Raw genomic sequence first — 17284 nt, forward strand, 5'->3', positions numbered from 1 at the left:
GTGCAACCCCAAGTCGTGGATCAACGTCCAGGTCCCGTCGATGGCGGGCTCCAGGCTTCGAGATTACGGCACGGGCGCCCCTGCGCGGGCACTCCCCCGTCCTCGGAACACTCGGGGAACACGCGGGCGGGCACCCTCACCGGCGGCCGGACCCCGCTCGTGGGAGGGCGGCCCGGCACGGATCGTGCCGGGCCGCCCTGAACGCGGTACGGCTAGGAGATCTTCACGGGATTGACGACGTCCGCGATCAGCACGAGGACGGTGAAGCAGATGAAGATCCCGGCCACCACGTAGGCCACCGGCATCAGCTTCGCCACGTCGAAGGGGCCGGGGTCGGGGCGGCGCAGCACCCTGGCGAGGTTGCGGCGCAGCGACTCCCACAGGGCGCCCGCGATGTGGCCGCCGTCGAGGGGCAGCAGCGGGAGCATGTTGAACAGGAACAGGGAGAGGTTGAAGCCGGCGAGCAGCATCACGAACATCGCGAGCTGCTGCGAGGCCGGGATGTCGAGGGTGGCGATCTCGCCGCCGACCCGTGCCGCGCCGACGACGCCCATCGGGGAGTCCGGTTCGCGGGGGCCGTCGCCGAAGGCCGCGTCCCACAGGGCGGGGATCTTGGAGGGCAGGGCGGCGAGGGAGTCGACGGCGTCGCCGACCCGTTCGGTCATCCAGACCGTGGACTCGCCGAAGTCCTGCTTGACGACCCCGGTGGCCGCGCTGAAGCCGAGGAAGCCGGCCTTGACGTACTCGCCCTGGACGTAGGAGCCGCCGGCGTCCTTCTTCGCGACCAGGTTGGTGGCGATCTTCGCGTTCAGGGTGACCTCGCGGCCGTCCCGGTCGACGACGATCGCGACCTGCTTGCCGGCGCTGACCCGGATGAGGTCGGAGAGGGTGTCCCAGTCCTCGGTGGGCCGGCCGGCGAAGGAGAGGATCCTGTCGCCCTTCTGCATGCCGGCGGCCGCCGCCGGGGAGGCCGGGTCGCCCTTCTCGCAGGTGTCGCGGTTCTCGCTCTGGGCGATGACGCAGGGCGAGACGGAGGCGACGGACGTGGTCTGCTGCTGGATGCCGAAGCCCATCAGGACGGTGAAGAAGAGGGCGACGGCGAGGATCAGGTTCATGAAGGGGCCCGCGAACATCACGATGACCCGCTTCCACGGCTTGCGCGTGTAGAACATGCGCGTCTCGTCGCCGGGCTGCAGTTCCTCGTACGCCGCGGAGCGGGCGTCCTCGATCATGCCGCGCCAGGGCGAGGTGGAGCGGGCCGTGACGCGGCCGTCGTCACCGGGCGGGAACATGCCGATCATGCGGATGTAGCCGCCGAACGGGATGGCCTTGACGCCGTACTCGGTCTCGCCCTTCCTGCGGGACCACAGGGTGGGGCCGAAGCCGACCATGTACTGCGGGACGCGGATGCCGAAGAGCTTGGCGGTGGACAGGTGCCCCAGTTCGTGCCAGGCGATCGACACCAGCAGGCCGAACGCGAAGACCACTATGCCGAGGATGAACATCAGGGTCGTCATGCACGGGCCTCCGCCGTCTGTGCCGTCAGTTCCCGGGCCCGGGCCCGGGCCCAGGTCTCCGCTTCGAGGACGTCCGGCACGGTGAGCGAGGTTCCCGCGCGCGGGGTGCCGTGCTCCTCGACGACCCTCGTCACGGTCTCCACGATCCCGTTGAACGGCAGCGCGCCCGCGCGGAACGCCTCCACGCACTCCTCGTTGGCGGCATTGAACACCGCCGGGGCCGTCCCCGCGAGCTCGCCGACGTGCCGGGCGAGGTTCACCGAGGGGAAGGCCTCGTCGTCGAGCGGGAAGAACTCCCACGTCGACGCCTTGCCCCAGTCGAAGGCGGGCGCCGCGTCGGGGACCCGCTCGGGCCAGCCGAGGCCGATGGCGATGGGCCCGCGCATGTCGGGGGGCGTCGCCTGCGCCAGTGTCGATCCGTCCGTGAACTCCACCATCGAGTGGACATACGACTGCGGATGCACGACCACCTCAATGCGGGAGAAGGGAATGTCGTAGAGGAGATGCGCCTCGATGACCTCCAGGCCCTTGTTGACGAGGGTCGCCGAGTTGATCGTGATGACCGGGCCCATGGCCCAGGTGGGGTGCGCGAGGGCGTCCTCGACGGTGACGTGCGCCAGCTGGTCCTTGGTGCGGCCGCGGAAGGGGCCGCCGGAGGCGGTGACGACGAGCTTGCGGACGTCGGCGCGGGTGCCGGCCGCGAGGGCCTGGAAGAGCGCCGCGTGCTCGGAGTCGACCGGGATGATCTGGCCGGGCTCGGCGAGCGCCTTCACCAGCGGGCCGCCGACGATGAGCGACTCCTTGTTGGCGAGCGCGAGGGTGCGGCCCGCCTCCAGGGCGGCGAGGGTGGGCGCGAGGCCGATGGACCCGGTGATGCCGTTCAGCACGGTGTGGCCGTCGGAGGCGGCGAGGAGGGTGGCCGCGTCCGGTCCGGCGAGGATCTCGGGGAGCGGCCCGCCGGGTCCGTACGCGCTGCTCAGGGCCTCCCGCAGGGCCGGTACGACGTCCTCGCGGGCGACCGCGACGGTCCGCACCCGGAGCCGGTGGGCCTGCTCGGCCAGGAGGGCGACCCGGCCGCCGTTGGCGGACAGGCCGGTCACCCGGAAGCGGTCCGGGTTGCGCAGCACGAGGTCGACGGCCTGGGTGCCGATCGAACCCGTGGAGCCGAGGATCACCACGTCCTTCGGGCCGTCGCCCGCCACGGGGTCGTAGACGAGGTGGGGGTCGGCGAGGGGAGCTGGACTGTCACTCATCCCCCCATTGTGGCCGCACCGGCCCCCCGCGGGGACAGCACGTCCTTCGCGCGGGTGCCCCGTCGCCCTGCGCGCCCGCGAGGGAAGATCCCCCTTTGTGGAGACCGCGTGAAGATCGTGTGATAACACTTCACTCTGGCCGGTGGACGACCGGCCGTCACGGGACGACATCCTTGGGGGGATTCTCCATGCGCATACGCGCCGCCCTGCCCGCGCTCGCGGGCGCCGCCGTCATCACCGGCACGCTGCTCGCCTCTCCGGCCCAGGCCGCCGGGTCCGTGCACATCTCCCAGGTGTACTACGACAGCCCCGGCTCGGACGGCGGCTCGAACACGAGCCTCAACGGCGAATGGGTCAGGATCAAGAACTCGACCTCGTCGGCGGTCTCGCTCAAGGGCTGGAAGATCAAGGACGTCACGGGCTACACGTACACCTTCGGCGACGTGCGGATCGCGGCCGGCAGCTCCAAGAAGGTGCACACCGGCAAGGGCACCAACACCGGGACCGACAAGTACTGGGGCCGCTCCTGGTACGTCTGGAACAACACCGGCGACACCGCGAAGCTCTACAGGGCGAGCGGCGCGAAGGCCGACTCCTGCTCGTGGTCCTCGAAGGGCAGCGGATACACGTACTGCTGAGGCACCCGCGCTCCGCCGCCCCTCGGGCCGTCATCCGACCGGGCGGTGGACGTTCTCCCGCGCGCTGGGGCCGGGCGTCGTGTCGGCGATCCACGGGCCCTCGCCCGACGGGTCGAGGATGCCCTGCTCCAGCCACGCGTAGGTGCCCGACAGGACGCCCTCGACGACCTTGCGGTCGAGGTCGTCGGTGTTGGACCACAGGCGGGTGAAGAGTTCCTCGACCCTCAGGCGGGACTGGCGGCAGAAGGCGTCGGCCAGCTGGTAGGCCTCGCGGCCGTGCTCGCCGCGGGAGCGCAGCAGTTCGGCGCGCACGCAGGCCGCGCTCATCGCGAACAGTTCGGCGCCGATGTCGACGATCCGGCCGAGGAAGTTCTGCTTGGTCTCCATGCGGCCCTGCCAGCGGGACATGGCGTAGAAGGTGGAGCGGGCCAGTTTGCGGGCGTGCCGCTCGACGTACCGCAGGTGCGGGGAGAGGTCGACCTGGTGGGTGAACCCGTTGAAGGAGTTCGGGAGCTGGCCGGGGCCCGCGACCAGCTTCGGCAGCCACCTGGCGTAGAAGAGGCCCGCGCCCGCGCCCGCCCTCACCTTGTCCTGGAGGGACTTGTCGGGGTCGATGAGGTCGCCGGCGACCGAGAGGTGGGCGTCGACGGCCTCGCGGGCGATCAGCAGGTGCATGATCTCCGTCGAGCCCTCGAAGATGCGGTTGATGCGCAGGTCGCGCAGGACCTGTTCGGCGGGGACCGCCCGCTCGCCGCGGGCGGCGAGGGAGTCGGCGGTCTCGAAGCCGCGGCCGCCGCGGATCTGGACCAGTTCGTCGGCCATCCGCCAGCCCATCTCGGAGGCGAAGAGTTTGGCCAGGGCGCCCTCGATGCGGATGTCGTTGCGGTCCTCGTCGGCCATCTGCGAGGACAGGTCGAGCACGGCCTCCAGGGCGAAGGTGGTCGCCGCGATGAAGGAGATCTTCGCCCCGACCGCCTCGTGGTCGGCGATGGGCCTGCCCCACTGCTCGCGGGCCGCCGACCACTCGCGGGCGATCTTCAGGCTCCACTTGCCGGCCGCCACGCAGGAGGCGGGCAGCGACAGGCGGCCGGTGTTGAGGGTGGTCAGCGCGATCTTCAGGCCCGCGCCCTCGGGGCCCACGCGGTTCGCGGCGGGCACGCGGACCTGGTGGAAGCGGGTGACGCCGTTCTCGATGCCGCGCAGCCCCATGAAGGAGTTGCGGTTCTCCACGGTGATGCCGGGCGAGTCCGCCTCCACCACGAAGGCGGTGATGCCGCCCCGGTGGCCCTCGCTCCGGGGCACCCGCGCCATGACGACCAGCAGGTCGGCGACGACGCCGTTGGTGGTCCACAGCTTCACGCCGTCGAGGACGTAGTGGTCCCCGTCGGGTACGGCGCTGGTGGCGAGGCGTGCCGGGTCGGAGCCGACGTCCGGCTCGGTGAGGAGGAAGGCGCTGATGTCGGTGCGGGCGCAGCGCGGCAGGAACCGCTGCTTCTGCTCGTCGGTGCCGAACAGCTTGAGCGGCTGCGGCACGCCGATCGACTGGTGCGCCGAGAGCAGCACGCCGACCGCCGGGCTGACCGAGCCGACCAGGGCCAGCGCCTTGTTGTAGTAGACCTGGGTGAGGCCGAGCCCGCCGTACCGGGGGTCGATCTTCATGCCGAGGGCGCCGAGTTCCTTGAGGCCGGCCACGACCTCGTCGGGGATGCGGGCCTCGCGCTCGATGCGGGCGCCGTCGATCCGCGTCTCGCAGAACTCGCGGAGCTTGGTCAGGAACTGCTCGCCGCGCCGCACGGCCTCGTCGGCGGGGAGGGGGTGGGGGTGGATGAGGTCGAGGCGGAAACGGCCCAGGAACAGTTCCTTGGCGAAGCTGGGCTTGCGCCAGTCCTGCTCCCGGGCGGCCTCCGCCACCTGCCGGGCCTCACGTTCGGTGACGACGGGCTTCTTGAGGGGTGGTGCGGACATGAGGCTCACCTCGCCGCGAATCGGGATCTCGGAACCCCATCGGTTACCGAGGGGTGCTACCCGATCGTTGGTACCCGATCCGGGACGGACCCACCACCCCTCGCGCGTCCGTTCAGCCGACGGTGACCGTGTACGACTTCGTGTCCAGACGGCCCTTTCCCTTGAAGACCTCGGTGCCGGACTCGATGCCGGAGACGTACTTGTCGTTGCTCAGCAGCTTGCGCCGGACGAGTGCCTGGGTGAAGTCGTCGAGGTTCAGCGTGGCCTTGGTGGTGTTGGTGCGGCGGACGAAGGAGTAGACGTTCCAGCCGATGTCGCCCCGGTAGAGGTCCCACATGGTGCCGCCCAGGCTGACGCTGCCGTACTTGGTGCCCAGCGGGCCCGCGCCGCCCTGGCGGTTGAGCCAGATCATGACCTCGTCGGTGGGCTGGTCCTGCCAGTCCGCGGTCTTCTTGTCGTGCAGCCACAGGTCGTGGGCGACGTTCATGACGCCGGGGTTCGCGGAGACGGAGAAGTCCCAGCTCGCGGTCACCTTCCTGCGGTCGCCGACCCGGATCGGCAGCCCGGTGCTCGCCTTGTCGACCTTCCAGCCCCAGTGCCAGCCGAGGACGGTGCTGGCATAGGACTTCACGTCGTAGTCCTTGCCGGTGGCGCTGTTGGCCCAGTCGTAGGACGTCCCCCAGGAGATGGTCGAGCCCGTCCGGGAGTTGTCCCAGACGCACTGGCTGCCGACGGCCTTCTCCTGGTTCCAGAGGTTGTTGTTCACGTAGTACTTGCCGAGCGTGACGGTGTCGAAGGCCGCGCACTTCCTGCTCGACTCGCCCGCCTGGGCGACGGTGACGCCGGCCGCGGCCGCGAGCGCGACCGAGGCGGCGACGAGGCCCTTCGCCGTCCGGGAGAGGCGGGGTCTGCGGTGTTGCATCGGGGGTCCTTCCGGGGAACGGTTCCTGTACGTCCTCCCAGTGGCCGCAGAGGGCCCGCGAGGTTGCCGCGGGCCGCGAGATCGGGCCCGCCGGACCGCGCCGGGGAAACCTCGGAGAAACCCTGTCGAAGCGCTTCGACAACCTATGGACACCCACCCCCGCTAGAGCTACTGTCAAAGCACCCTCACCCGCCCCTGTTCCCCCTGCGCACTGTCGAAGCGCTTCACACATCTTGGAGAGCTGGATGGTCACCCTCGCCGAGGTCGCCCAGCACGCCGGAGTCTCGGCGAGCACGGTGAGCTATGTCCTCAGCGGCAAGCGGTCCATCTCCGCGACCACCCGGGAGCGGGTGGAGCAGAGCATCCGCCAGCTCGGCTACCACCCGAACGCGGGCGCGCGGGCCCTGGCGAGCAGCCGGTCGAACATCATCGCGCTGATGATCCCGCTGCGCACCGACATGTACGTGCCGGTGATGATGGAGATCGCCATCGCGGTCGCCACCACGGCGCGCACGTACGGCTATGACGTCCTGCTGCTCACCGGTGAGGAGGGCCCCGACACGGTGCGCCGGGTCACCGGCAGCGGGCTCGCCGACGCGATGATCCTGATGGACGTCCAGCTCGACGACGAACGGCTGCCGCTGCTGCGGGGCGGGGGCGCCCCCGGCCGGGCGAAGTCGAGAGCGGGGGACGACCAGCCGTCCGTCCTGATCGGACTGCCCGCCGACACCACCGGCCTGACCTGCGTGGACCTCGACTGGAGCGCGACCGGCGCGCTGTGCGTGGAGCACCTGGCGGGCTTCGGCCACCACGACGTCGCCGTCATCGGCGAGGCGCCCGCGGTGTACGAGCGGCACACCGGTTTCGCCGAGCGCACCCTCGACGGACTCCGCTCCCGTGCGAGGGAACGGGGCCTGCGCGTGCTGCACCGCCCCTGCGAGAACGGGTACGACGCCATGGCGGTGACGCTGGCCCGGATCCTCGACGAGCGGCCCGGCACCACCGGTTTCGTCGTGCAGAACGAGTCGGCGGTCGAACCGCTGCTCGCCCTGCTGCGCCAGCAGGGCCGGGCCGTCCCCGAGGACGTGTCGGTGGTCGCCATCTGCCCCGACCAGGTGGCCGTGCAGGCGTCGGTGCGGCTGACGTCGGTCGCCATCCCCGCGCAGGAGATGGGGCGGCGGGCCGTGGAGCGGCTGGTGGCCAAGCTCGACGGCCGGGGCGACGACGACGTGGTGCTGCTCGCCCCGGAGCTGACGGTCCGCGCGAGTTCGGGCCCCGCGCCGACCGCTTCCTGACCGGACGGCCGTACCGCCTCCGCCCAGTCCGTCCGACCCGCACGTCCCCGCACGCCCGTCCGACCCGCACGCCCCGTTCGTCCGTCCGGTTCGTCCGTCCGGTCCCGCACGCCCCCGCCCGGCCCGCACGCCTCCCGCACGCCTTTGCTCGCCCCGACGTCCACGAGCCGCCCCGGTGCCGCGTCCGTGGCACCCCCATGTCTCTTCCTCCCCCTCCTCCCCCACTCCCTCTCCCCCCCGTTTCTCTTCCTCCTCCATGACTCACTCCTCCAGGAGCACAGGAGCACGCCACGTGAATCAGCCTGCCGAAAACCAGCCCCAGGTCAGCCTTGCGCAGTCGTCTCCCACCGTGGGCACCTTCCGCGAACGGGACGGTGCGCTGGAGTGGAGCGGCCGCCAGGAGACCGTCCGCGTCGAACCGTGGGGTCCGGACGGGGTCCGGGTCCGTGCGCGGCTCGGCGGTCCCGTCCTCGACGGCCTGCCCGGCGCGCTGCTCGACCAGGCGCCGCCGGCCTCCTCCACGGTCAAGATCGAGGACGGGCGGGGCCGGCTGACGGTCGGCGCGCTGACCGTCGAGGTCGACGCCGAGGGCCTGATCCGGTTCCTGGACACCGCCGACGACCGGGAGCTGCTGGCCGAGGAGCGCGCCCACTTCTGGTGGCCCGGCCCGCGGCTCTACACGGCCGTCGGAGGCGGCCACCACCGGCTGGAGCAGCGGTTCGCCGCCTACGACGACGAGAAGCTCTACGGCCTGGGCCAGCACCAGCACGGGCGGCTCGACCAGAAGGGGCTGGTGCTGGACCTGGTCCAGCGCAACGCCGAGGTCGGCATCCCGGTGCTCACCTCCAGCCGGGGTTACACCCTGCTGTGGAACAACCCGGCGATCGGCCGGGTGGAACTGGCGCACAACGGCACCCGCTGGGTGGCCGACGCGGCCCGCCAGATCGACTACTGGATCACCGCGGGCACCCCGGCCGACGCCCAGCGCCGCTACAGCGCGGTGACGGGCCGCACCCCGATGCTGCCGGAGTGGGCGGCCGGCTTCTGGCAGTGCAAGCTGCGCTACCGCACCCAGGACGAACTCCTTTCCGTGGCACGGGAGTACAAGCGGCGCGGGCTGCCCCTGGACGTCATCGTGTGCGACTTCTTCCACTGGACGCACCTGGGCGAGTGGAAGTTCGACCCGAAGGAGTGGCCGGACCCGGCCGCGATGGTCCGCGAACTGGACGAGCTGGGCGTCAAGCTAGTGGTGAGCGTCTGGCCGTCGGTGTCCCCGTTGTCGGAGAACCATCCGGTGATGGAGCAGCGCGGCTACTTCATCGGCACCCAGTACGGCCCGATGGCGCACGCCGACTGGCCGGACAAGGAGGTCGCCTCCACGGTCCAGGTCGCCTTCTACGACGCCACCAACCCCGAAGCCCGCGAGTTCGTGTGGTCGCGGATACGCGACAACTACCTGGCGCCGTACGGGATCACGGCGTTCTGGCTGGACGCCTGCGAGCCGGAGCTGAAGCCGGGCTTCCCGGAGAACCTGCGGTACTGGGCGGGGCCGGGCCTGGAGGTCGGCAACCTGTACCCGGCCGAGAACTCCCGGACCTTCTACGAGGGCCTGCGCGCGTCCGGCTGCGGCGACGACGAGATCATCACCCTCAACCGCTCGGCGTGGGCGGGCAGTCAGCGCTACGGCGCCGCCCTGTGGTCGGGTGACATCGGCACCGACTTCGCGACCCTGCGCCGGCAGATCGCGGCGGGTCTCAACACCGCCCTGTCGGGCATCCCGTGGTGGAACACCGACATCGGCGGCTTCCACGGCGGCGACCCGGACGACCCGGAGTACCGCGAGGTGATGGTCCGCTGGTTCCAGTTCGGCGCGCTGTCCCCGCTGATGCGCCTGCACGGCTTCCGCGACCCGGGCACGCCACTGGGCCCGGAGATGACCGGCGGCCCCAACGAGGTGTGGTCGTACGGCGAGGAGGCCGGGGCCGTCCTGGAGAAGTACCTGCGGCTGCGCGAGCGGCTGAAGCCGTACGTGCTCCACGTCATGCGGGAGGCGCACGAGGAGGGGCTGCCGGTGATGCGGCCGCTGTTCCTGGAGTTCCCCGACGACCGGGCGGCCTGGTCCGTCGACGACTCCTACCTCCTCGGCCGCGACCTGCTGGTCGCCCCGGTCCTGACGGCGGGCGCGACGACCCGCACGGTCCACCTCCCGGCGGGCGCGCGCTGGACGGACGCCTGGACCGGTGAGACGTACGAGGGCGGCTCGGCCGTGACGGTCGACGCCCCGTTGGACCGGATCCCGCTGTTCCTGCGGGACGGGGCGCGGCTGCCCGTGGCCGGGTAGCCACGAGGGGCGAAGAGACGCGGCCGGTCCCGGGGAGGAGGGACCGGCCGCGTCGCGGCGGTGGGGCCGGGGGCGCTCACGGGCTCCGTGAGGCCCCGCCCCGCCCGGTCAGCTGCTGGACACCGTCAGGTTGTCGGCCCGGAAGTCCAGGCCGCCCGAGGACGAGGTGATCTCGAAGCCGAACTGGACGTCGCCGATGGTCTCGTTGCCCATCCAGCCCTTGGTGTCCTTGATCCACTTGAGGATGGGCAGGATGTTCACGGTGCCGGACGACGAGTTCGAGGTGCGGATGAACGAGAACACCTCGTTGGCGCCGTTGCTGCCCTTGTGGACGGTCCAGGTGTGACCGCCCAGCGTCACGTTGCCCTGGGAGGTGCCGAGGGGGCCGACGGCTCCGGTCTTGTTGACCCAGAGCATGATCTCGTAGTCGTGGTCGGTGTCCCAGATGTCGTACGAGGAGTTGTAGGCGCCGGACGACGGGACGGTGACCTTGTAGCTGCTGGTGAGGGAGGCCAGCGAGGTGATCGTCTTGTTGATCACCTTCTTGGAGTTCGGGTACGACTTGATGCCGCCGGTGTTGGGGTGGTTCGCCCAGACACCCCAGTTGGTGCCGGAGTTGGCCCAGACGCACTGACTGCCGGCGCCGGAGCCCCAGATGTTGTTGTAGAGGGTGTAGCCGTTGAGGCCGGTGTTGCCCCACTGGTCGCAGGAGCTCCACACGGCCGCCTGGGCGGGGGCGGCGGCGAGGCCGACGGTGGCGCCGAGCGCCAGGGCGGGGGCGAGCAGGGCCTTGGTGACCCTGCCGAGGGCGGGAGATGCCATGGTGTCCCTTCCATGGGTGGGGGGAGGTGCGGGGGATGTGCGGGGAGCTACCACGTCCCCAGGGTGAGGACGTGGTCCTCTCCGGCGACGAGGTCGAGCGGCTCCGTGCCGGAGGGAGTCAGGACGTCGACGCGGTGCGTGCGGCGCGGGCGGAGGACGGCGCGGGCTCCTTCGGGGCCCCAGGAGAGGTCGAGATCGGCGCCGAAACGGGTGCGTACGCCCCGCAGTTCGCCCGCCGGGAGGGCGGGGACGGGGGCGGGCAGCAGGACCAGCCGGTCGGGGGTCGACTGGACGAGCGCCTCGATGACGACGGCGGGCAGGGTGTGGGCGGCGTCCGCGTTGTAGACGTCGCGGCGGGGGTAGTGGGCGCTCATCAGGGAGACGTGGAAGAAGTCGCCCTCCAGCACCCGGGCGAGCGCCTCGCCGACGCGCCGGCCGTCGCGCAGCCGGGCCGCGATCAGCGCGTGGTGGAGGTGACCGTGCGCGGAGTGGTTCTCGGCGCCGCGCAGTGCGAGCGCGCGGTGGGCGGCGGCCGCGAGCGCGGGCGTGTCGTAGGGGTTGATCTCGTCGAGGGGCCAGACGGCGTACAGGTGACTGAGGTGGCGGTGGTCGTAGGTGTCGCCGAGGCCGGGCCAGGCCCATTCGGCGAGGGCGCCGTCGGCGTTGGTCCGGTGCGGCGGGAGCCGGTCGGCGAGGGCCAGCAGGCGGGCCGCGCGGTCCGGGTGGTAGGCGGCGGCGGTGCGCAGGGCGTGCCGGGCGGCGGAGAGGTCCATGGCCGCGTTGACCGCGCCCCAGCTCCCGCCCGCGGGCCGGTTCTCCGGTGAGTAGGACGGCACGACGACGAGGTGCCCGTCGGCGTCGGTGCGGGTGAGGAAGTCCTCGTAGAACAGGGCGGTCTCGGCGAGCGCGGCGGCGGTGCGGGGGTCGTGTCCGCCGTGGGTCTCGTCGTGGTCGACGAGCGGCTTGAGCAGCCAGTCGGCGCCGGCCGTCCACAGGTGGAGCGGGTACTCGCGGCTGAAGTGGTAGGTCAGTCCCGACTCGCCGTCGGTGTGCGGCGGGGCGACGATCCCCCGGGCGCCGAAGATCGCGCGGGCGTTCTCCCGCCAGTCGTCGCGCTGGCCGTGGACGAGGGCGGCGAGGGCCTCGGTGACCTCGGGCAGGGCGGCGGCGGCCGCCGACGCCGTCTGGAGGTTGAGGTTGGCGTCGGTGGTGAACGCGCCGGCCCAGGCCGTGTCCCAGTCGCCGGTCCACAGGCCGGTGAGGCGGGGCGGCAGGAGGCCGCTCGCGCTGAGCAGGTGGTAGCGGCCGGCCGCGAAGAGCCGTTCCAGGAGCGCCGTGCCGCCGGGGCGTCCGAGCAGCTGCGAGCCGGGCAGGGCGCGTTCGTCCGGGTCGGCGGCGAGGTCGAGGACGACCCGCTCGTAGGCGGTGCGGTGCAGTGCCGTGTGGCGGTCGCGGAGGTCGTCGTACGTCCGTCCGGCGAGGACGGCGCGCAGGGCGCGGGTCTCCTCGGCGACGTCGAGGTCACCGGTGTGGCGGCGGACGCGGGTGAGGAGCAGGACGGAGTCGGCGCCCTCGACGCGGGTGCCCGGGGCGGCGAGGGAGAGCCGGCCGCCGGTCACCACGACGAGGGTGACGCCGGTGTAGGCGCGGTCGCTGTCCGGGTAGCGGGCGCGGAGGCTGAGGACGGCGCCCTCCGGGGTGAGGAGCGCGCCGTGGCCCACGCCCAGGCGCGCCGGCGCGTTCGGGAGCCGGTGGTCCAGGGTGATGTCGAGGGTGAGGGCCGGGCCGGTGACGTGCTGGACGACGACGTCGTCCGCGCGGGAGACCAGGACGCGGCTGGTCCAGTCGGCGGTGGCGGCGGTGACCTCACCGGTGCGGAAGTCGACGTGCCGGCGGTAGTCGCGGGCGTCGGCGTCCGGTCGGCGGATCCGGGTCTGGAAGGCGGGGTGGAAGGGCTGCACCCATTGCAGGGGCCGTCCGTCGGTGAAGTCCTCGGCCGCCGTGAGGTCCCCGGCGAGCAGGCGGTCCTGGAGGGCGGGGAGTTCGGCGGCGAGGTGCGGGGGTTCGGCGTGTTCGGCGCCGTTGGGGCGGACGAGGGTGTGGTGGGTGACGACGACGCGGTCGTCGTCCGGGTCGCCGAACACGAGGGCGCCGTGGTGGCCGTTGCCGCTGAGGAAGCCGTCCTCCCAGCGGGCGGCCGGGCGCGGCTCCCAGGTGCCGTGGACGGGGCCGGCGGTCATGACGCCAGCACCGCGACGCCGTGGCGGCCGAGGGTGACGCGGTCCGTCACCTCGGTGTCGGTCAGGAGGTCCCGGTGGGTTCCCGGCACCTCGACGGTCACGGAGCCGCGCCCGTGGTGGAGCAGGAACAGCAGGTCGCCGCGGCGGACGGCCTCCACCCCGGCGGGCAGGCCGGCGAGCACCGGGGCGGCCCCCGCGCCGGCCGCGACGCGGGCGAGCAGTGCGCGCAGGGAGTCGGGTTCGGGAAGCGTCGAGACGTACCAGGCGCGGTCCTTGCGGAGCACGGCGGGCAGGCCGTCGAGCTCGCCGCCCCGGTAGGAGGCCTCCACCACGGCGTCGTCGGTGCTGTCGATCTCCTCCGACCACAGGGTGCCGCGGAAGCCGTCGCACACGACGTGCTCGGCGGGGTCCAGCGGCCACCACTCGTGCAGGGTGCGGATGCCGAACAGCTCGCGCAGCCGGGCGTCCATCCCGCCGGGGCGGACCCGGTCGTCCTCGTCGGCGACGCCGGTCAGGAAGCCGCTGACGAGGGTGCCGCCGCCGCGGACGTAGCCGAGGAGGTTGTCGATCGCGGCGTCGGTGAGGAGGTAGAGCTGCGGGACGACGACCAGCCTGTACCGGCCGAGGTCGTGTTCGGGGTGGGCGAAGTCGGTGGTGAGGTGGGACTCCCACAGGGCGCGGTGCCAGGCGCGCAGGACGGCTGCGTGCTCGACGTGCGCGGAGGGCCGGCTCTGCTGGGAACTCGCCCACCAGGCGTGCCAGTCGTGCAGGACCGCGATGTCGTTCACGCTGTGCCGGCCGGCCACCCGTGGGGAGATCCGGGCGAGTTCGGCGCCGAGCCGCTTGACCTCCTGGAAGGTGCGCCCCTCCTCCCCCGCGTGGCCGACCATGCCGGAGTGGAACTTCTCCGCGCCCTGGCGGGACTGGCGCCACTGGAAGTAGCAGACGGCGTCGGCGCCGCGGGCGACGGCCTGCAGGGACCAGAGGCGGTTGAGGCCGCGCGGCTTGGGGTGGTTCACGTCGCGCCAGTCGACGGGTCCGGCCGCCTGCTCCATCAGCATCCAGGGGCCGCGGGCCTGCGAGCGGGTCATGTCCTGGACGAGTGCGCCGTGCTGGGCGCCGAGCGGGTCGCGCGGGTCGGGGTAGAGGTCGACGGAGACGACGTCCTCCTCCTCAGCCCAGCGCCAGGCGTCCTGGCCGGCCCACAGCGGCATGAAGTTGCTGGTCACGGGGAGGTGCGGGGTGGCCTTGCGGACGATGTCCCGTTCGGCGGTGCAGCACTCCAGGAGCATGTCGGAGGTGAACCGCTTGAAGTCCAGCACCTGGGTGGGGTTCTTCAGGTAGTGGGTGCGGCGGGGTGTGTGGATCTCGGCCCAGTCGCCGTAGCCCTGGCTCCAGAAGGCGGTCCCCCAGGCCTCGTTGAGGGCGTCGAGGGTGCCGTAGCGGGTCCGGAGCCAGTGGCGGAAGCGGGCGGCGGCCTCGTCGCCCCAGTCGTAGGTGCAGTACTCGTTGTTGATGTGCCACATGGTCAGGGCCGGGTGGCCGCCGTAGCGGGCGGCGAGGTCCTCGGTGACGGCGGCGGCGAGGCGGCGGTAGGTGGCGCTGGAGTGCGAGAAGTGCTGGCGTCCGCCCCACCACTCGGTGCGCCCGTCCTCGTCGACGGGGAGCGTGTCCGGGTGGAGGTGGCCCACCCAGGGCGGCGGTGAGGCGGTCGGGGTGGCCAGGACGACCCCGACGCCGTGCGCGTGCATCAGGTCCATGAGCCGGTCCAGCCAGCCGAACTCCCGCGCTCCCGGGCGCGGTTCGATCTTCGACCAGGAGAAGACGCCGAGGGTGACGGAGTTGACGCCGGCGTCCTTCATCAGCCGGACGTCCTCCTGCCACGTCTCCTCGGGCCACTGCTCGGGGTTGTAGTCGCCGCCGAAGAGGATGCGGCCGTTCGTCACGGTGTCCAGGCCGGGCATCAGACGGGCTCCCCGTACTGGATGCCGCGCCCGTTGGTGGCGAGGTAGACCCGGCCGTACACCCGTGGGTCACCGGTGATCGTCTCGCCGGTCCAGCCCCACTGGTGGGCGTCGTCGTTGATCCGCACCCAGCTCCCCGCCTCGTCGTCGGAGCGGTACACGGCGGTGATCTCCTCGACGGCCCCGACCAGGTAGAGGGCCGGGTAGGCGGCGCCGTCGGCCGCCTTGCCGAAGCCGAGGGTGTACGCGGCCCGGGGGCCGGCGACCTCCGAGAAGCTCGTGCCGCCGTCCGTGGACCGGTGGAGCCCGTTCCCCTTGGTGCTCAGCCACAGGTCGCCGGACCGGCCGGGTGCCGCGACCAGCTCGAACTGGCTGTCGCCCGCGGGCAGTCCGCTCGCGCGCGGGGCGAAGGTCAGGCCGCCGTCTGTGCTGGCGAAGAGCGTCCCGGTGTCGGTGTCGTAGGCGTAGAAGCGCGTGGGGTCGGCCGGGTCGGCGACCGGGGTGGCGCCCTTGGGGAAGGAGGGGACCTCGGACCAGCCGGCGCCGTTGTCGGTGGAGCGGTGGGCGGGGTACCTGGTGCCGTCCCAGTGCACGAACACCCACAGCAGCACGCTGCCGTCGGTGTTGACGGCGATCGGCCCCGGCGCGTCCTTGCCGAGGGCGGGCTGGGACGCGAAGGGCGTCCAGGTCCGCCCGCCGTCGTCGGAGTGGGCGCCGTTGCCGTGGTCGCCCCAGCCGGTGCGCACGACGTACGAGGGTCTGGCCGCGGCCAGCGCCAGTCCGGTGGCCGTGCCGAAGACGGGGTTCGTGGCCATGCCGCGCGGGGGCGAGGCGGTGAGCCGGTCGTGGTACAGCACGCCGATGTCCCCGCAGCCGCTGATCAGATGCGCCCGCCCGGCCGGGGGCGAGATCAGGTGGCGCACGGACGTCTCCTCCAGGCCGCGGATCCGCGGGGCCCAGTGCTTCAGGTCCCGGGTGCCGTAGAGGGTCGCGCCGGTGCCGTACACGAGGTTCCGCGAGTCGTACGGGTCGACGGCGACGGTCTGGATCCACCAGCCGAACTTGGGGCGTTCCTCACCCCACTTCAGGTAGGGGGTCTCCGACACGTCGAGGACGGCGGTGTCCTTGAGAGAGGTCCAGGTGCGGCCGCCGTCGGTGCTGCGGTACAGGGTGTCGACCGCCGCCCAGCGGTTGTTGGTGGAGACCACGACGGTGCCGGGGCGGCGGGCGTCCACGGCGGCCCCGCCGTAGCCGAAGCGGTCGGCCGAACCGTCGCTCGTGGTGCCGCCGGGCCTCACCGGGGTGACCTCGGTCCAGCGGCCGCTCGCCGTGGCCAACTTGTGCACGCTGCCGTCGGACTGGCCGTTGGGGCCGGGGGCGTCGGCGTACGTCACGTACAGCTCGCGCGCGTGCCGGTCGTACGCGGCCCGGACCGGGACCTTCGCGGCGGTGCCGGCGGGCTGTCCGGGGACGGGCTCCCAGGTGGTGCCGTCGGCGGTGCGGAAGAGGTTGGGCGTCGTGCCGTCGGAGTCGCCCCAGCCGGCGTAGAGGGTGCGGCCGGCCGCGACGAGGAGGGTGACGCCCTGCCCGGTGGGGCTCGCGGCCGCCGGGAAGGCGTCCGCCGCCTTCCAGGTGGCACCGCGGTCCGTGGACTTCAGGAGTCCGTCGTGCCGGGTCCCCAGCCAGAGGGTGTCGCTGTCGCGCGGGTCCACCAGGAGGCGCTCGCCCGTGCCCCGGCCGTCCTCGTTGGCGCCGAGCTTGACGGTGAGGTCGGTGCGGGTCCAGGTGGCGCCGCGGTCCTCGGAGCGCAGGACCGCGCCGTTGCCGGCCCAGGACTGGGCGTAGGTGCCGAGGGCCAGGTAGAGGCGGTCGGGGTGGGCCGGGTCGACGGCGAGGGCCTCCACGCCGAGGAGGTTCCAGTCGTCCCAGCCGAGGTGGTCGGTGAGGGGGGTCCAGCGGGCGGCGCGGTCGTCCCACCGGTAGGCGCCGCCGATGTCGGTGCGGGCGTAGGCCAGGCCCCGGACGGCGGGGTGGAAGAGGACGCCCGTCACGAAGCCGGTGCCGCCGACGACGGCGGTGCGCCAGCGGTAGGCGGGGGCGCCGGGCCGCCGGGCCCCGGCGTCCTGTTCCGCTCGCGCGGCGTGGGCGCGGCCCTGGAGGGCGGGAGCGGCGGTGAGGGCCGCCGCGGCCGCCGTCCCGGCGAGGACGGTGCGGCGGGAGGGGCCGGAGTGGGGAACGGCGGACATGGGTGACCTCGCGGGGGCTCGGGGACGGTCCGGGGTGCGGGTGGGGCGTGCGACGGGCGTCCGGGGTCGGCGGACGGGGGT

At 72.6% G+C, this 17284-nt stretch carries 11 protein-coding genes; 3 read left to right on the forward strand and 8 right to left on the reverse strand.

Going from position 1 to position 17284, the window contains the following annotated elements; all coding sequences use genetic code 11:
- Positions 1-212: 212 nt before the first annotated feature.
- Together ACZ5FU_RS00230 and dxr are read right to left on the reverse strand one after the other, a co-directional pair.
- On the reverse strand, positions 213-1517 hold the full coding sequence (locus ACZ5FU_RS00230) for a M50 family metallopeptidase (RefSeq protein ID WP_451526356.1): 1305 nt from the start codon (positions 1515-1517) through the stop codon (positions 213-215).
- Positions 1514-2770 (reverse strand): 1-deoxy-D-xylulose-5-phosphate reductoisomerase, encoded by a 1257-nt coding sequence (gene dxr, locus ACZ5FU_RS00235; protein WP_451777271.1) that lies wholly within the window; start codon positions 2768-2770, stop codon positions 1514-1516. The genes ACZ5FU_RS00230 and dxr overlap by 4 nt, the downstream gene beginning before the upstream one ends.
- Positions 2771-2958: 188 nt before the next feature.
- Between dxr and ACZ5FU_RS00240 the strand changes: the two genes are divergently transcribed.
- A complete protein-coding gene (locus ACZ5FU_RS00240; RefSeq protein WP_468644928.1) occupies positions 2959-3408 on the forward strand; it encodes a lamin tail domain-containing protein in 450 nt (149 codons plus the stop codon).
- Positions 3409-3438: 30 nt separating this feature from the next.
- On the opposite strand, the gene ACZ5FU_RS00245 is transcribed toward ACZ5FU_RS00240, so the two are convergent.
- Positions 3439-5373 (reverse strand): acyl-CoA dehydrogenase family protein, encoded by a 1935-nt coding sequence (locus ACZ5FU_RS00245; RefSeq protein ID WP_451526353.1) that lies wholly within the window; start codon positions 5371-5373, stop codon positions 3439-3441.
- A 112-nt stretch (positions 5374-5485) separates the two neighbouring features.
- Complete coding sequence (locus ACZ5FU_RS00250) at positions 5486-6295, reverse strand: GH12 family glycosyl hydrolase domain-containing protein (RefSeq protein ID WP_469044004.1); 810 nt, start codon at positions 6293-6295, stop codon at positions 5486-5488.
- Positions 6296-6540: 245 nt separating this feature from the next.
- Here ACZ5FU_RS00250 and ACZ5FU_RS00255 point away from each other — a divergent pair, with 245 nt between their 5' ends.
- Together ACZ5FU_RS00255 and ACZ5FU_RS00260 are read left to right on the forward strand one after the other, a co-directional pair.
- Complete coding sequence (locus ACZ5FU_RS00255; RefSeq protein WP_451526351.1) at positions 6541-7590, forward strand: LacI family DNA-binding transcriptional regulator; 1050 nt, start codon at positions 6541-6543, stop codon at positions 7588-7590.
- 292 nt (positions 7591-7882) lie between these two features.
- The gene (locus tag ACZ5FU_RS00260) at positions 7883-9931 is read left to right on the forward strand and encodes a glycoside hydrolase family 31 protein (RefSeq protein WP_451526350.1); all 2049 of its coding nucleotides are present in this window, start codon (positions 7883-7885) and stop codon (positions 9929-9931) included.
- Between the two features lie 108 nt (positions 9932-10039).
- Here ACZ5FU_RS00260 and ACZ5FU_RS00265 read toward each other — a convergent pair whose 3' ends face one another.
- The 4 genes from ACZ5FU_RS00265 to ACZ5FU_RS00280 are packed head-to-tail and all read right to left on the reverse strand — an operon-like array spanning position 10040 to position 17203.
- Entirely contained in the window at positions 10040-10753 is a 714-nt protein-coding gene (locus ACZ5FU_RS00265) for a glycoside hydrolase family 12 protein (RefSeq protein WP_451526349.1), read from the reverse strand.
- Between the two features lie 47 nt (positions 10754-10800).
- Positions 10801-12993, reverse strand: coding sequence for a glycosyl hydrolase family 95 catalytic domain-containing protein (locus ACZ5FU_RS00270; RefSeq protein WP_451526348.1), 2193 nt, complete (start codon positions 12991-12993; stop codon positions 10801-10803).
- The gene (locus ACZ5FU_RS00275) at positions 12990-14957 is read right to left on the reverse strand and encodes a beta-galactosidase (RefSeq protein WP_451526347.1); all 1968 of its coding nucleotides are present in this window, start codon (positions 14955-14957) and stop codon (positions 12990-12992) included. The genes ACZ5FU_RS00270 and ACZ5FU_RS00275 overlap by 4 nt, the downstream gene beginning before the upstream one ends.
- On the reverse strand, positions 14957-17203 hold the full coding sequence (locus ACZ5FU_RS00280; RefSeq protein WP_469044006.1) for a 1,4-beta-glucanase: 2247 nt from the start codon (positions 17201-17203) through the stop codon (positions 14957-14959). Before ACZ5FU_RS00280 ends, ACZ5FU_RS00275 begins: the two co-directional genes overlap by 1 nt.
- Positions 17204-17284 lie beyond the last annotated feature (81 nt).

The sequence above is a fragment of the Streptomyces sp. NPDC031554 genome (assembly GCF_055580685.1).

Bases quoted from the DNA above. Each gene is read 5' to 3' on its own strand.
- ACZ5FU_RS00230 (WP_451526356.1), bottom strand. From the start codon at position 1,517: ATGACGACCCTGATGTTCATCCTCGGCATAGTGGTCTTCGCGTTCGGC.
- dxr (WP_451777271.1), bottom strand. From the start codon at position 2,770: ATGAGTGACAGTCCAGCTCCCCTCGCCGACCCCCACCTCGTCTACGAC.
- ACZ5FU_RS00240 (WP_468644928.1), top strand. From the start codon at position 2,959: ATGCGCATACGCGCCGCCCTGCCCGCGCTCGCGGGCGCCGCCGTCATC.
- ACZ5FU_RS00245 (WP_451526353.1), bottom strand. From the start codon at position 5,373: ATGTCCGCACCACCCCTCAAGAAGCCCGTCGTCACCGAACGTGAGGCC.
- ACZ5FU_RS00250 (WP_469044004.1), bottom strand. From the start codon at position 6,295: ATGCAACACCGCAGACCCCGCCTCTCCCGGACGGCGAAGGGCCTCGTC.
- ACZ5FU_RS00255 (WP_451526351.1), top strand. From the start codon at position 6,541: ATGGTCACCCTCGCCGAGGTCGCCCAGCACGCCGGAGTCTCGGCGAGC.
- ACZ5FU_RS00265 (WP_451526349.1), bottom strand. From the start codon at position 10,753: ATGGCATCTCCCGCCCTCGGCAGGGTCACCAAGGCCCTGCTCGCCCCC.
- ACZ5FU_RS00270 (WP_451526348.1), bottom strand. From the start codon at position 12,993: ATGACCGCCGGCCCCGTCCACGGCACCTGGGAGCCGCGCCCGGCCGCC.
- ACZ5FU_RS00275 (WP_451526347.1), bottom strand. From the start codon at position 14,957: ATGCCCGGCCTGGACACCGTGACGAACGGCCGCATCCTCTTCGGCGGC.
- ACZ5FU_RS00280 (WP_469044006.1), bottom strand. From the start codon at position 17,203: ATGTCCGCCGTTCCCCACTCCGGCCCCTCCCGCCGCACCGTCCTCGCC.